10 protein-coding genes and 8 tRNA genes are annotated in these 14,375 nt (G+C 49.8%); 17 read left to right on the top strand and 1 reads right to left on the bottom strand.

Features of this window, described 5'->3' with window-relative positions:
* Positions 1-69 precede the first annotated feature (69 nt).
* Positions 70-2,634, bottom strand: coding sequence for a DNA mismatch repair protein MutS (gene mutS / locus AC6R0R_RS13740; protein WP_500627073.1), 2,565 nt, complete (start codon positions 2,632-2,634; stop codon positions 70-72).
* 72 nt (positions 2,635-2,706) lie between these two features.
* Between mutS and pncC the strand changes: the two genes are divergently transcribed.
* From pncC to AC6R0R_RS13655, 17 genes are all read left to right on the top strand, one after another.
* Complete coding sequence (pncC, locus tag AC6R0R_RS13735) at positions 2,707-3,207, top strand: nicotinamide-nucleotide amidase (protein ID WP_500627072.1); 501 nt, start codon at positions 2,707-2,709, stop codon at positions 3,205-3,207.
* Between the two features lie 180 nt (positions 3,208-3,387).
* A complete protein-coding gene (gene recA / locus AC6R0R_RS13730) occupies positions 3,388-4,434 on the top strand; it encodes a recombinase RecA (protein ID WP_500627071.1) in 1,047 nt (348 codons plus the stop codon).
* Between the two features lie 170 nt (positions 4,435-4,604).
* Positions 4,605-5,069 carry a recombination regulator RecX gene (gene recX, locus AC6R0R_RS13725; protein ID WP_487901751.1) on the top strand — a complete coding sequence of 155 codons (465 nt, stop codon included), beginning with the start codon at positions 4,605-4,607 and terminating at the stop codon, positions 5,067-5,069.
* A 133-nt stretch (positions 5,070-5,202) separates the two neighbouring features.
* The gene (gene alaS / locus AC6R0R_RS13720) at positions 5,203-7,785 is read left to right on the top strand and encodes an alanine--tRNA ligase (RefSeq protein ID WP_500627070.1); all 2,583 of its coding nucleotides are present in this window, start codon (positions 5,203-5,205) and stop codon (positions 7,783-7,785) included.
* Positions 7,786-7,978: 193 nt separating this feature from the next.
* A complete protein-coding gene (locus AC6R0R_RS13715; RefSeq protein ID WP_334555093.1) occupies positions 7,979-9,166 on the top strand; it encodes an aspartate kinase in 1,188 nt (395 codons plus the stop codon).
* 92 nt (positions 9,167-9,258) lie between these two features.
* The gene (gene csrA, locus AC6R0R_RS13710) at positions 9,259-9,456 is read left to right on the top strand and encodes a carbon storage regulator CsrA (RefSeq protein ID WP_099611788.1); all 198 of its coding nucleotides are present in this window, start codon (positions 9,259-9,261) and stop codon (positions 9,454-9,456) included.
* A 181-nt stretch (positions 9,457-9,637) separates the two neighbouring features.
* Positions 9,638-9,730: transfer RNA gene (locus tag AC6R0R_RS13705), tRNA-Ser, on the top strand.
* Positions 9,731-9,795: 65 nt separating this feature from the next.
* Positions 9,796-9,872 (top strand) — tRNA-Arg (locus tag AC6R0R_RS13700).
* Positions 9,873-9,896: 24 nt separating this feature from the next.
* Positions 9,897-9,989, top strand: a tRNA-Ser gene (locus AC6R0R_RS13695).
* A gap of 84 nt (positions 9,990-10,073) precedes the next feature.
* Positions 10,074-10,150, top strand: a tRNA-Arg gene (locus AC6R0R_RS13690).
* 51 nt (positions 10,151-10,201) lie between these two features.
* Positions 10,202-10,278, top strand: a tRNA-Arg gene (locus AC6R0R_RS13685).
* Positions 10,279-10,348: 70 nt separating this feature from the next.
* A tRNA-Arg gene (locus tag AC6R0R_RS13680) sits at positions 10,349-10,425 on the top strand.
* A gap of 51 nt (positions 10,426-10,476) precedes the next feature.
* Positions 10,477-10,553 (top strand) — tRNA-Arg (locus AC6R0R_RS13675).
* Between the two features lie 70 nt (positions 10,554-10,623).
* Positions 10,624-10,700 (top strand) — tRNA-Arg (locus AC6R0R_RS13670).
* A gap of 452 nt (positions 10,701-11,152) precedes the next feature.
* Positions 11,153-11,410: an oxaloacetate decarboxylase subunit gamma gene (locus AC6R0R_RS13665; RefSeq protein ID WP_334555094.1), complete on the top strand. Its 258-nt coding sequence runs from the start codon at positions 11,153-11,155 to the stop codon at positions 11,408-11,410.
* A gap of 31 nt (positions 11,411-11,441) precedes the next feature.
* Positions 11,442-13,217, top strand: coding sequence for a sodium-extruding oxaloacetate decarboxylase subunit alpha (gene oadA / locus AC6R0R_RS13660; RefSeq protein WP_500627069.1), 1,776 nt, complete (start codon positions 11,442-11,444; stop codon positions 13,215-13,217).
* Between the two features lie 9 nt (positions 13,218-13,226).
* A complete protein-coding gene (locus tag AC6R0R_RS13655) occupies positions 13,227-14,357 on the top strand; it encodes a sodium ion-translocating decarboxylase subunit beta (protein ID WP_334555096.1) in 1,131 nt (376 codons plus the stop codon).
* The last annotated feature ends 18 nt before the right edge of the window (positions 14,358-14,375 follow it).

The following is a 14,375-nucleotide window of genomic DNA, read 5'->3' as shown; positions in this document are numbered from 1 at the left end:
CATGTTAACAACAAGGCCTCCCATATTCGGGAGGCCTTGTTGTCTGTAGGCTTGATAGTGTACTGAGCTTTAGAGATGTTTCTTTAAACGGTACAGCGCTTCTAATGCTTGTCGAGGCGTTAAATCATCAGGGTCAATATTGGCCAGCATCTGTTCCACTTCACTTGGCTCGGGGATCAAGCTGAGCTGGTTAGCCACATCAACGCCAGCCCGCGCAGGTGCTGGCGCATCGGTTAACGAGATTGATTCCAACTGCTGCAATTTAGCTCGTGCTTGTTTGATGACACTTTTTGGTACGCCAGCTAACCCGGCAACGGCGAGACCGTAGGATTTACTTGCCGCCCCTTCTTGCACCGCGTGCATAAAGGCAATGCTATCGCCATGCTCCACCGCATCAAGGTGGACGTTGGCTAAGGTTGCGATCTGGTTGGGCAGCTCTGTTAATTCAAAATAGTGGGTGGCGAACAGAGTCATCGCCCCAAGCTCTTTGGCAAGCCATTCAGCGCTTGCCCAAGCAAGCGACAAGCCATCGTAGGTACTGGTGCCACGGCCAATTTCATCCATTAACACTAAGCTGCGCTCCGTGGCGTTGTGCAAGATGTTGGCGGTTTCCGTCATTTCGACCATAAAGGTTGAGCGCCCAGAGGCCAGATCGTCGGAAGCGCCAATACGGGTAAATATACGATCAATCGAGCCTATGGTTGCCGATTCGGCGGGCACATAGGAGCCGATATGCGCCATCAAAGCGATAAGGGCGGTCTGGCGCATGTAGGTCGATTTACCGCCCATGTTAGGCCCGGTAATGATCAACATCTTACGTTGTGGCGTCAGTTCTGTGGGGTTGGCAATAAACGGCTCATCCATTACCTGCTCCACCACTGGATGGCGACCGCCTTGGATATGAACACCAATCTCACCATTGAGTATCGGGCGGCAGTAGTCGAGGCTATCGGCGCGCTCTGCTAGGTTTTGCAACACATCGATTTGTGACAATGCTGAGGCCAGGTTTTGCATCTGCTCTAAATGAGGCAGCAGCAGATCAAACAGCCCTTCCCATAACTGCTTTTCAAGCGCCAGTGCTTTTGACTTGGAGTTTAAGACCTTGTCTTCATGCTCTTTCAGCTCAGGAATGATATAGCGCTCGGCATTTTTTAACGTTTGGCGGCGAACATAGTGAGGCGGCACAAGGTGGCTTTGGCCACGGCTGACCTGAATAAAGAAGCCGTGCACATTGTTGTAGCCGACTTTCAATGTATCAATGCTGTGACGTTCGCGCTCTTCTTGCTCAAGTTGGTCCAGGTATTCGGTGGCGCCATCGGCCAATTTGCGCCATTCATCGAGCTCTGCGTCGTAGCCTTGTGCAATCACCCCTCCGTCACGAATGACGACGGGCGGATTCTCTTTAACGGCGCGCTCAAGCAGTTCGCAGACCTCATCCATCGGCGCAGCATACTGGGCGAGCTTTTTAAGGTACGGATGCTCAGCACTTTTCATCACATCAGCGAGCTCTGGCAACTGTTGCATGGCAAAGCGCAGTCTTGCCATATCGCGAGGTCGAGCACTGCGTAGCGCTAAGCGTGCAAGAATGCGTTCAATGTCGCCCACTTGTTTGAGTACGGGCTGCAACTCAGTAAAGAGCGCGAGCTGCTTAAGTTCTGTGATGGCATCGAGACGCTGATTGAGCGTGTCGATATCGCGCATCGGTTGGTGCAACCAACGTTTGAGCATTCGACTGCCCATAGGGGTTGCGGTGTGATCGAGTACGGAAGCCAACGTGTTGTCGGTGCCGCCCGCGAGGTTTTGCGTGATTTCTAAATTGCGTCTTGTCGCCGCGTCTAAGATCACCGAATGATCTTGGCGATCAAACGTCAGCGAGCGAATATGAGGCAGGGCGGTGCGTTGCGTATCTTTGACGTACTGGATCAAACAGCCAGCGGCACAGAGGCCCAGTTTGGCATGTTCAACACCAAAGCCGACCAAATCTCGCGTGCCAAATTGTTGATTCAGCTGCTGCTTGGCCGTATCGAGCTCGAACTCCCAGATTGGTCGGCGGCGATTACCACTGCGCGAAGACATCAGATGCACGGGCTCAAAATCTTCAGGGAACAAAAGCTCTCTTGGCGAAGTGCGTTGCAGCTCTGCCGCCATCGCTTCTTCGCTTTGCGGCTCCATCAACTGAAAGCGACCGGAAGTCACATCGAGCGTCGCGTAGCCGAATCGACCATCGTGATGGAAGATCGCGGCAATCAAGTTATCGATCCGTTCAGAGAGTAAGGCTTCATCGGTCACTGTGCCGGGTGTCACGATGCGCACTACCTTACGCTCCACAGGGCCTTTGCTGGTGGCTGGATCGCCGATCTGCTCACAAATTGCAACGGATTCACCGAGTTGAACCAGCTTGGCGAGATAGCCTTCGACCGCGTGGAAAGGCACGCCCGCCATCGGGATGGGCTCACCGGCTGACGCGCCACGCTTAGTGAGGGAAATGTCTAACAATTGCGAGGCGCGTTTTGCGTCATCGTAAAACAGTTCATAAAAATCCCCCATGCGGTAAAACAGCAGAATGTCAGGGTTCTCTGCCTTTAACTTGAGATACTGCTGCATCATTGGGGTATGTTTTTGTTCTGCTTTCACGGTTACATCTTTCGTTTGTGGTTATTGCGGCTTAGGATACGTGAATCACCAAATGGGTAAAAGGTGCAAAGGATGCAAAGCAAACAAAATTTATCTCACCAAGTTGGTGAAGCCTTGGCTCAACATGGCTTGGTGCTAACGACCGCAGAGTCCTGTACCGGTGGCGGTGTCGCGACAGCGATCACAGACATCGCTGGCAGTTCAGCGTGGTTTGACCGAGCGTTTATTACCTACAGCAACGAAGCAAAAATAGAGATGCTGGGCGTGAGTGCTGTTACTTTGGAACAATATGGCGCGGTGAGCGAACCGACGGTGCGCGAAATGGCGCAGGGAGCATTGGCTCATTCACGGGCCGGCATCGCGATAGCGATTAGCGGCATCGCGGGCCCAGGAGGCGGAACGCAAGAGAAGCCGGTAGGCACGGTCTGTTTTGCTTGGTGTGACCGTCATTCATGGCAAAAAATCGAGACGCGTCATTTTAATGGGAACCGTGACGCAGTTCGCTCCGCTGCGGTCGAAACCGCTTTAGAAGTACTGTATAAAGAGTTGCAACAGCGAGCGAAAACGTCGTAGCTAAAACAGTTAAGTCTTACTTATCAGTAACATACGATTGAATTTCAAAAAAACGCTGATCAGCTATAGACACTGTATGAATCAACAGTATAATGACGTTTATAGAGTGTTCGGGCCACCCCCGATTTGAAGAAAGTATTCATTTTTACCTAATTTCAGGTGAAAGTTTTGGAGAAAGTAATGGACGATAACAAACAGAAAGCGCTCGCCGCTGCGCTAGGCCAGATTGAAAAGCAATTCGGTAAAGGTTCAATCATGCGCCTTGGTGACAACCGCGCAATGGATGTGGAAACGATTTCTACTGGTTCTCTTTCTCTTGATATTGCACTGGGTGCCGGTGGCCTACCAATGGGTCGTATCGTTGAGATTTACGGCCCTGAATCATCAGGTAAAACAACCTTAACGCTTGAACTGATTGCCGCTGCGCAACGTGAAGGTAAAACGTGTGCCTTTATCGATGCTGAGCACGCGCTTGACCCTGTCTACGCGAAAAAACTGGGTGTGGATATCGATGCGTTATTAGTGTCTCAGCCAGACACAGGCGAGCAAGCGCTTGAAATTTGTGACGCGCTCGCACGTTCTGGTGCGATTGACGTGATGGTGATTGACTCCGTTGCTGCCTTGACACCAAAGGCTGAAATCGAAGGCGAAATGGGCGACAGCCACATGGGTCTTCAAGCGCGTATGCTTTCACAAGCAATGCGTAAGTTGACGGGTAACCTTAAGCAATCTAACTGTATGTGTATCTTCATCAACCAGATTCGTATGAAGATCGGTGTGATGTTTGGTAACCCTGAAACCACCACGGGTGGTAACGCACTAAAATTCTACGCTTCTGTCCGTCTTGATATCCGTCGTACGGGTTCTATCAAAGAAGGCGATGAAGTGGTCGGTAACGAGACGCGCATCAAAGTGGTTAAGAACAAGATTGCTGCGCCGTTTAAGCAAGCTGAAACGCAAATTATGTACGGTCAAGGTTTCAACCGTGAAGGCGAGCTTATTGACCTTGGTGTGAAACACAAGATGGTAGAAAAAGCCGGTGCATGGTACAGCTACAACGGTGACAAGATCGGTCAGGGTAAAGCGAACGCGTGTAAGTTCCTGCGTGAGAACCCTGAAGCGGCGAAAACACTGGATAAAAAGTTGCGTGACCTTCTGCTTTCTCCGGCTGCAATCCCAGCTGAAGAGCCAGAATTTGGCCAAGCGCCAGAGCAAGAAGAGCTATAAGCTTTTAGCGTCATTCATCAAAGCCCTGCTTATGCGGGGCTTTGTCGTTTCTTGTACTCTCAATGTTCGCTACATTCTCAATATGAAAAGTAGGCGGTACCTTCTCGAGAGTTACTGAATTCGAGAGTCACTGAATCATCCTCTCACTTGTCATGGATCACTGTGCGATTATGTATCAACGTCAACCTCCGACACTGTCCAGTAAAGAAGCTGCGATGCAATTACTTAGCCGCCGAGATCACGGCGTGTATGAGCTGCAACAGAAGTTAAGCCTCAAAGGCTATGAGGACGCCGACATTCAAGAGGCGGTGAATTTTTGCCTAGAGCACCGCTATCTCGATGACCTGCGTTATGCCAAGAGCCAGGTTCGCCAACAGGTTTACAAAGGCCATGGTGAGCGTCGAATTCGCCAAGAGCTGCAACAAAAAAGAGTGGCTGAGTCGACAGTCAATCAAGCCCTTGAGGAAGAACCTCAAGACTGGTTTGAGCTTGCCAAGCTTGCGGCAGAGAAAAAATTCAAAGGCATCAAAGCACAAGATCAAAAAGCGTACGCTAAACAAGTGCGTTTTCTACAGTATCGTGGATACAGCTTTGAACAAATCAGTTACGCCTTAAACGGCCATTGTGACTCTTAATTCAACACGCTTTCATCAATCTAAGCGTGAACAACCGTCAACGGCGGCATTTTTTCAAGAAAACTAGTCGTAGCTGACTGCATGATCTACAATACGGCAAAATTCTAACTCGACTATTTTCAGGAAGAGCTGCATGTACATGAGCACTGATGAGGTTCGTAACGCGTTCCTCAAGTTCTTTGAAAGCAAAGGACACCAAATCGTAGAAAGTTCATCGTTAGTACCGCATAACGACCCAACCCTGCTATTTACTAACGCAGGCATGAACCAATTCAAAGATTGCTTCTTGGGCGCAGAAAAACGTGCCTACACGCGAGCAACTACGGCTCAGCGTTGTGTACGTGCGGGTGGTAAACACAATGACCTAGAGAACGTCGGCTTCACGGCTCGTCACCACACCTTCTTCGAAATGCTCGGTAACTTCAGTTTTGGTGATTACTTCAAAGAAGATGCCATTGCGTTCGCTTGGGAGTTTCTGACCGAAACATTGCAATTGCCAAAAGATCGTCTTTTAGTCACTGTCTACGAGACCGATGACGAAGCATTTGAAATCTGGAACAAAAAAGTAGGTGTTCCCGCCGATCGTATCGTACGCATTGGTGACAAAGAGGGCGGTAAGCAATACGAGTCAGACAACTTCTGGACCATGGGTGATACTGGCCCATGCGGTCCTTGTACCGAAATCTTCTACGATCACGGTGAGCACATTTGGGGTGGCCGTCCGGGTACGCCTGAAGAAGATGGCGACCGTTTCATCGAGATCTGGAACAACGTATTCATGCAGTTCAACCGTCATGCTGACGGTACGATGGAGCCACTACCTAAGCCAGCTGTTGATACGGGCATGGGTATTGAGCGTATTTCTGCCATCATGCAGGGCGTTCATTCAAACTACGAAATCGATGTATTCCAAAAGCTCATCAAAGCGGCGGCAGAAGTGGTCGGTTGCGAAGACCTTTCAAACCAATCGCTACGCGTGATTGCTGACCACATTCGCTCTTGTTCATTCCTAATCGCAGATGGCGTGATGCCTTCAAACGAAGGCCGTGGTTACGTTTTGCGTCGTATTATTCGTCGTGCTGTGCGTCACGGTAATAAACTAGGTGCCAAAGGCGTCTTCTTCTACAAGCTTGTCGGTGTTTTGGCTGAAGTGATGGGCAGCGCCGCTGACGAACTTAAGAAGCAACAAGCGGTTGTTGAGAAAGTACTTCGCATTGAGGAAGAAAACTTTGGCCGTACACTCGAGCGTGGCATGGTTATCCTCAATGAAGCACTGGATGCACTTGAAGGTAAAGAGCTTGATGGCGAGACCGTATTTAAGCTTTATGACACATACGGCTTCCCGGCTGACTTAACTAACGACGTGGCTCGTGAGCGTGATTTCACCATCGACGAAGCGGGTTTCGAAAAAGCGATGGAAGAGCAGCGTCAGCGTGCACGTGAAGCCGGCCAATTCGATACGGATTACAACGCAACCATTAAAACGGAAGCGGAAACCGAATTTTGCGGTTACACCGGCACTCAAGGTAAGAGTCATGTGGCTGAAATCTTCGTTGAAGGTGAAGTGGCAGAATCTCTATCGGCAGGTGACAAAGCGATCATAATCCTGGGTGAAACGCCTTTCTATGCAGAATCGGGTGGTCAATGTGGCGATGCGGGTGTTCTGAAAACAGAATCAGGCCTATTCAAAGTCGAAGATACTCAGAAGTTGGGTAATGCGATTGCGCACCACGGCGTTTTGGCTGAAGGTGTACTGGCAAAAGGCGAACAAGTTGAAGCGCTGGTTGACGCTGAGCGTCGTGCGGCTATCTCTCTCAACCACTCAGCCACGCACTTACTTCACGCAGCGCTGCGCCAAGTCCTTGGTGAGCACGTCACGCAAAAAGGCTCACTGGTTAAGCCTGAAAACCTTCGTTTTGACTTCTCTCACTTAGAAGCGGTAACCGCGACTGAACTGAAAGAAGTGGAGCGCTTGGTCAATGCCCAGGTTCGTCGCAACCATACGATTGAAACTAACATCATGGACATCGAGTCGGCGAAGAAGAAAGGGGCAATGGCTCTGTTCGGCGAAAAATACGACGATGAAGTGCGTGTACTATCGATGGGTGACTTCTCGACCGAACTGTGTGGTGGTATCCACGCGGCCAATACGGGTGATATTGGTCTCTTTAAGATCACGTCAGAAGGTGGTATTGCAGCGGGTATCCGTCGTATTGAAGCGGTAACGGGTGAAGCGGCGTTAGATGCGATTGAAGCTCAAGCGGCGAAGTACGAAGAGAAGCTGGCGGAATCTGCGCAGAAAGCCAAATCTTTGGAAAAAGAGATCCAGAAGCTCAAAGATAAGATGGCTGCAGCCGAGAGTGCCAACATCATGGGTAAAGTACAAGATATTGCCGGTACTAAAGTCCTGATTGCAGCACTAGAAGGTGCGGACAACAAAAATCTGCGCGTTATGGTTGACGATGTCAAAAATCAGATGGGCAGCGGCATCATCATGCTGGCGAACATCAACGATGACAAAGTCGGCCTTATCGCAGGCGTGACCAAAGATCTCATCGGCAAAGTAAAAGCGGGTGAGTTGGTCAACATGGTCGCGCAACAAGTCGGTGGTAAAGGCGGCGGTCGCCCTGATATGGCTCAAGCTGGTGGTACGGATGTGTCGGCACTACCGAAAGCGCTTGAATCCGTTCAAGGGTGGCTGGAAGAGCGCCTCTAAAATCGCGAGAGTAATTATCACGCTCAATCATTAGTTTGATTGGGCGTAATTTATTTTTGTAAGCCAAGTGGTTTAATTGGGCCTGATGAATCAAGCCTATAAGCCGCTTGGTTTTTGTTTTAACTACTGCAAACAATATTCAACGCATTGAATGCAGTCCTAATGAGACATAGTCTTGGGAAGGTGAAGACTGGTGAAAAAGCCCCTTATCGTGCAAAAGTTTGGCGGAACCTCAGTGGGTTCTATTGAGAGAATTCATACGGTAGCCAAACACATCATTAACGCGAAAAATGATGGTAATCAAGTGGTTGTCGTGGTGTCTGCGATGTCTGGTGAAACCAATCGATTGATGGATTTGGCGAAGCAGGTAGACAGCGTACCTACGGCGAGAGAACTTGATGTTTTGCTCTCTGCTGGTGAACAAGTATCGATGGCTTTATTGGCGATGACGCTCAATAAACTTGGCTATCCGGCCCGTTCACTTACCGGAGCACAAGCAGGCATTGTGACGGATAATGTTCACAATGATGCGACGATTAAACAGATTGATACCCAACTTATCGATGAACTGCTGGCGGAAGACCATATTGTGGTCGTGGCTGGTTTTCAGGGGATCAATGAAAAAGGGGACATCACCACACTGGGACGCGGCGGTTCGGACACCAGCGCAGTGACTCTAGCGGGCGCTTTGCAAGCCGATGAGTGCCAAATCTTTACCGATGTGGATGGCATATATACCTGTGACCCTCGTGTTGTGGCCAACGCGAAAAAGCTAGAAGTGATCGACTTCCCATCCATGGAAGAGATGGCACGTAAAGGGGCGAAGGTATTGCACTTGCCCTCTGTACAGTACGCATGGCAACACAATGTACCTCTGCGTGTGTTATCGACCTTTGATACTAACCCTGGCAGCTTAGTCAAAGGGGAAGAGTGCCAAGATGCGGTTTGTGGTATTGCGCTGCAGCGAGATATGCGTCTGATCAGTATTGAAAAAGAGTCACTTGAGAGCCTGAAGAAACAGTGTTTAATGTTAGGTATTCATCTCTGGAATGTGATCGAGCATGCAGAATGGGTCGACGTGGTGTTAAAAGAGGACGCATACTCTAAACTGGAACTGGTTTTCAAAGACAAAATCCGCAATAGTGGGTCTGTTAGCTTACTCACCGCAGTAGGTTTGCATGTCGAAGGATTGGTAGAACAGTCGTGTGCGTTATTGTCAGAAGTTGCCATTGACGTGATTCATGTATCGATTAACCCGCAATCGTTAACTTTGGTGGTGGAACCTGAGTCTGTTGATAAAGCGGCTAATGTACTGCATGAGCATTACATCACTTCTGCAAAGGCGATCGACTGCTTAGAAAAACATGCCTTTTGGGGTTGATTAGTCACAACAATAGAGTTTACGTAAATAACCCTTTTGTTGGATAATAACCCAGTAGCAAGATAAATCAGAGATTACTCAAGGAGCACAGAATGCTAATTTTAACTCGCCGAGTGGGCGAAACTCTAATGATCGGTGACGAAGTAACAGTAACTGTACTGGGTGTAAAAGGTAACCAGGTACGTATCGGCGTCAATGCTCCGAAAGAAGTATCCGTTCACCGCGAAGAAATCTACATGCGAATTCAAGCGGAAAAAGGCAACGGTAACGTTGCACCAAGTAACTACTAACCTGTGAAAAGGCTGACGATTGTCAGCCTTTTTTGTATCGACAATGGTGACAAAGTGAATGAAAAGAGCGAATTAACATCGCTTTGATTAAATACCCAACGGTTGAAGGATAAAATGGCGTTTTTGCCAAGAAAGTGTTTGACATATTTTTGGTAAATCGTAATATGTGCCTCCGCAAGACGGTGAGGTGGCCGAGAGGCTGAAGGCGCTCCCCTGCTAAGGGAGTATACGGTTTGTAGCCGTATCGAGGGTTCGAATCCCTCCCTCACCGCCATTCTTGCACTGCTCGTTAGAGCATTCGTTTAAAGCGTTCTTTGGAAGAACAGCGGAAAACATTGCGCGCTCGTAGCTCAGCTGGATAGAGTACCTGGCTACGAACCAGGCGGTCGAAGGTTCGAATCCTTCCGAGCGCGCCATATTTCCTTACCAGGGAATAAAACGGTGAGGTGGCCGAGAGGCTGAAGGCGCTCCCCTGCTAAGGGAGTATACGGTTTGTAGCCGTATCGAGGGTTCGAATCCCTCCCTCACCGCCATTAATTGGCCTTTGGTCAATTTTTTTGTTTTAGACGAAAATTTGTGTGATATACTTCACAACCTTCTTGTAATGAGAACATTGCGCGCTCGTAGCTCAGCTGGATAGAGTACCTGGCTACGAACCAGGCGGTCGAAGGTTCGAATCCTTCCGAGCGCGCCACTATAACGTTTGATTGATGATGGCGAATAGACCAAAATCAGTGAAACCGACGCGTCCTTAGCTCAGCTGGATAGAGTACCTGGCTACGAACCAGGCGGTCGGAGGTTCGAATCCTCCAGGACGCGCCACTCTTTAGGGCATAGCCCGACCACTATTGGTGTCCCAATAGTCACAAATTTCTCGTAATGAGAAGATTGCGCGCTCGTAGCTCAGCTGGATAGAGTACCTGGCTACGAACCAGGCGGTCGAAGGTTCGAATCCTTCCGAGCGCGCCACTATAACGTTTGATTGATGATGGCGAATAGACCAAAATCAGTGAAACCGACGCGTCCTTAGCTCAGCTGGATAGAGTACCTGGCTACGAACCAGGCGGTCGGAGGTTCGAATCCTCCAGGACGCGCCACTCTTTAGGGCATAGCCCGACCACTATTGGTGTCCCAATAGTCACAAATTTCTCGTAATGAGAAGATTGCGCGCTCGTAGCTCAGCTGGATAGAGTACCTGGCTACGAACCAGGCGGTCGAAGGTTCGAATCCTTCCGAGCGCGCCACATTATAAGCCCCGCTAGTGATAGCGGGGCTTTTTAACATCTTAGTAATACTACTCCAACCTTCCATTTACAACTTGATGTTTTTTATGAAGTTTTTCGTGAAACATTAAGTCTATCCCAGTAATTGCTCCAAATTTGCAATAACGTCATAAAATCAGCAGTTATTTGTGCTCGGATACGGTGAAATTGCAGATTTATGTGATTTGTAAGACGTGTTCGTCCTTAGAAATGTGCATTATCCTCAAGAGTGCAGGAATCAAAATTGACAAAGTTTAGCCAATCGAGATAATCCTAAACCTCTTGTCGGGATTAAACGGTTTATCCTGAACAATGATGGACCAGCTTTGCGCTGGTTTTATTAGGCCATCAGGACTTGTTATTCGACCCTTAGGATAATGACGTCCACATTGAGGCCTATCTCCTTGTCAGGATGACAAAGAAAGGATGCAAAAATGGAAAATGTTGGAAGCCTGCTAGTAGACGCGGCCGCCCTGATGTTAACAGGGATGACGGTTGTGTTTCTGTTCCTCACTATTCTTGTCTATCTCGTTCGGCTGATGTCGAAACTGGTCCCCGAAGAGGTGCCAGAGCCGATCGCCACCCCACTTAAAAATAATAAAGTTCAACCCAGCTCTTCTACGGTGAGCCCGACTGTTGTAGCGGCGATCTCCGCTGCGGTGCATCAATATCGCACCAAGACGGCAAATTAGTATTGGACTGGATTAAAAGGAGTTAATGAGCATGTCTAAACCACTAGCGTTAACCGACGTGGTACTTCGTGACGCCCATCAATCGCTGTTTGCGACCCGTATGCGCCTTGAAGATATGTTACCTATCGCAGCTGAGCTCGATAAAGTCGGATATTGGTCTTTAGAAACATGGGGCGGTGCCACCTTTGATGCCTGTATCCGTTTCTTAGGAGAGGATCCTTGGGAGCGTCTTCGCGCATTGAAACAAGCGATGCCAAACACGCCGATGCAGATGTTACTGCGTGGACAAAATTTATTGGGCTATCGCCACTACGCGGATGATGTAGTGGAGAAATTCGTCGAGCGTGCCCATGCCAATGGTATGGATGTGTTCCGTATTTTCGACGCCATGAACGATGTGAGAAACTTCGAGAAAGCGGTCAAAGCAACCGTCGATGTGGGTGCGCACGCTCAAGGTACGCTCTCTTACACCACCAGTCCTGTGCACAACGCTGATACTTGGGTGGATCTGGCCAAGCGCTTAGAAGACTTGGGCTGTCATTCTCTCTGTATTAAAGATATGTCTGGCTTGCTTAAGCCTTACGAAGCCGAAGAGCTGATCACGCGTATTAAAGCTTCAACGGACATTCCATTGGCTCTCCATTGTCACGCGACGACTGGCCTATCTACGGCCACGGCAGTGAAAGCGGTAGAGGCGGGCGTGGATATTCTCGATACGGCGATCTCCTCGATGAGCTGTACCTATGGCCATACGCCAACAGAAACTGTGGTGGCAATGCTAGAAGGGACAGAGCGCGACACAAACCTCAAGTTGGATCAGCTTGAACCTATTGCGGCGTATTTCCGCGAGGTTCGTAAGAAGTACGCGAAATTTGAAGGTCAGTTGAAAGGCGTCGATTCTCGTATCTTGATTGCTCAAGTACCTGGCGGCATGTTGACCAATATGGAGAGCCAGCTTAAAGAGCAGGGCGCCGCGGAGCGTCTTGATGAAGTGCTGGAAGAGATCCCACGTGTTCGTCAAGATCTTGGCTACATTCCTCTCGTCACCCCAACCTCACAGATCGTTGGTACCCAAGCAGTGATCAACGTGCTTACTGGCGAGCGTTACAAGAGCATTACCAAGGAAACGGCAGGCATACTCAAAGGCGAGTATGGCGCAGCGCCCGCAGAGCTCAATGCAGAACTTCAAGCGAAAGTGCTGGATGGGGCGGAAGCGATCACTTGCCGTCCTGCGGATCTTTTGGTTGATGAGATGGACACCCTCACTGACGATCTACTGACAAAAGCGAAGGCGGAAGGCATCGCGTTGGCGCAAGATACTGTTGATGACGTGTTGACGTACGCACTCTTCCCACAAGTGGGGCTGAAGTTCCTTAAAAACCGTCGTAATCCAGATGCGTTTGAGCCTGCGCCGGGTAAAGAAGAGCCTGTCGTTGCAGCCCCTAGCGTTGCCGCTCAAGGCGGAATTGAAACCTACAGCGTTAAGGTCGATGGCCAAGTGTACGATGTTGAGGTAGGCCCTCAAGGTCAGCTCAGCTCCGTCACACCAGCGAAATCGGTGTCATCGGCTCCTGCACCTGCGGCAGAAAGCAATGCCGAAACAGTGCCAGCACCATTGGCGGGTAACATTTTTAAGGTGAACGTACAAAGTGGCGCTGAAGTGGCAGAAGGTGATGTCCTACTCATCTTAGAAGCCATGAAGATGGAAACCGAAGTCCGCGCGGCGCGTGCTGGCATCGTCCAAGATCTGCATGTCAAAGAAGGTGATGCCGTGACGGTAGGCGCCCCGTTATTAAGCTTGGCGTAAGGGAGTAACATGGAAGGTTTAATGACTCTGTGGTCAGAGACAGGGATCGCTCACTTCGAATTTGGCCAGATTTGCATGATCTTGGTCGGCTGTGTGCTGCTGTTTTTGGCTATCCGCAAAGGTTTTGAGCCATTGCTGCTGCTGCCGATCGGCTTTGGTGCGATCTTAGCGAATATTCCGAATGCGGGTTTTACCGAAGAGGGCGGTTTGCTCTATTATGTCTACTACGTGGGGATCGAATCGGGTATTTTCCCGCTGTTGATCTTTATGGGTGTGGGCGCGATGACGGACTTCGGCGCTTTGATCGCGAACCCTAAAACCTTGTGGCTAGGTGCTGCGGCGCAGTTTGGTATCTTCGCCACCTTGTTTGGTGCGATCTTGCTTAACTATGTGCCGGGTATGGAATTTAGTATGCCTGATGCGGCCTCGATCGCCATTATTGGTGGTGCAGATGGCCCAACGGCGATTTTCCTTGCCAGCCAATTGTCGCCCGATCTGCTCGGCGCGATTGCCGTGGCAGCCTACAGCTACATGGCGTTAGTGCCTATCATTCAGCCACCGATTATGAAAGCGCTGACTACGCCTGAGGAGCGCAAGATCCAAATGGCGCAACTGCGTCATGTGGGTAAAGCAGAGAAGATCCTCTTCCCATTAGCGGTTTTGTTGATGACGATCCTCTTCCTGCCAGCGGCGACGCCGTTGGTGGGTATGTTCTGTCTAGGTAACTTGATGCGTGAAGCCGGTGTGGTGGAGCGTTTATCGAAAACGGCGCAAAATGAGTTGATAAACATAGTGACCATTTTCCTTGGTCTGGGTGTCGGCTCCAAGCTTCAAGCACAAGAGTTTCTCAACATCGAAACATTGGGGATCTTAGCGCTGGGTGCGGTTGCTTTCAGTATCGGTACCGCAGGCGGTGTCTTGATGGCGAAGCTACTCAATAAGCTGTCAAAAGAGGACATCAACCCATTGATTGGTGCTGCTGGTGTATCGGCGGTACCTATGGCTGCGCGCGTGGTGAATAAAGTCGGCTTGCAAGCAAACCCACAAAACTTCTTGCTGATGCATGCGATGGGCCCGAACGTGGCCGGCGTGCTCGGTTCGGCCGTGGCCGCCGGTATATTACTGGCACTGGTTCAATAGGTCGAGCGAGTGACGCAA

The organism is Vibrio sp. R12-SW3-ISO1, from assembly GCF_059834005.1.
This window is presented reverse-complemented; position numbering and strand designations above follow the sequence as displayed.

What these genes read in the sequence shown, in the direction of transcription:
- recA (WP_500627071.1), top strand. Translation starts at nt 3,388, where the DNA reads ATGGACGATAACAAACAGAAAGCGCTCGCCGCTGCGCTAGGCCAGATT.
- oadA (WP_500627069.1), top strand. Translation starts at nt 11,442, where the DNA reads ATGTCTAAACCACTAGCGTTAACCGACGTGGTACTTCGTGACGCCCAT.
- pncC (WP_500627072.1), top strand. Translation starts at nt 2,707, where the DNA reads ATGCAAAGCAAACAAAATTTATCTCACCAAGTTGGTGAAGCCTTGGCT.
- AC6R0R_RS13655 (WP_334555096.1), top strand. Translation starts at nt 13,227, where the DNA reads ATGGAAGGTTTAATGACTCTGTGGTCAGAGACAGGGATCGCTCACTTC.
- AC6R0R_RS13665 (WP_334555094.1), top strand. Translation starts at nt 11,153, where the DNA reads ATGGAAAATGTTGGAAGCCTGCTAGTAGACGCGGCCGCCCTGATGTTA.
- alaS (WP_500627070.1), top strand. Translation starts at nt 5,203, where the DNA reads ATGTACATGAGCACTGATGAGGTTCGTAACGCGTTCCTCAAGTTCTTT.
- recX (WP_487901751.1), top strand. Translation starts at nt 4,605, where the DNA reads ATGTATCAACGTCAACCTCCGACACTGTCCAGTAAAGAAGCTGCGATG.
- csrA (WP_099611788.1), top strand. Translation starts at nt 9,259, where the DNA reads ATGCTAATTTTAACTCGCCGAGTGGGCGAAACTCTAATGATCGGTGAC.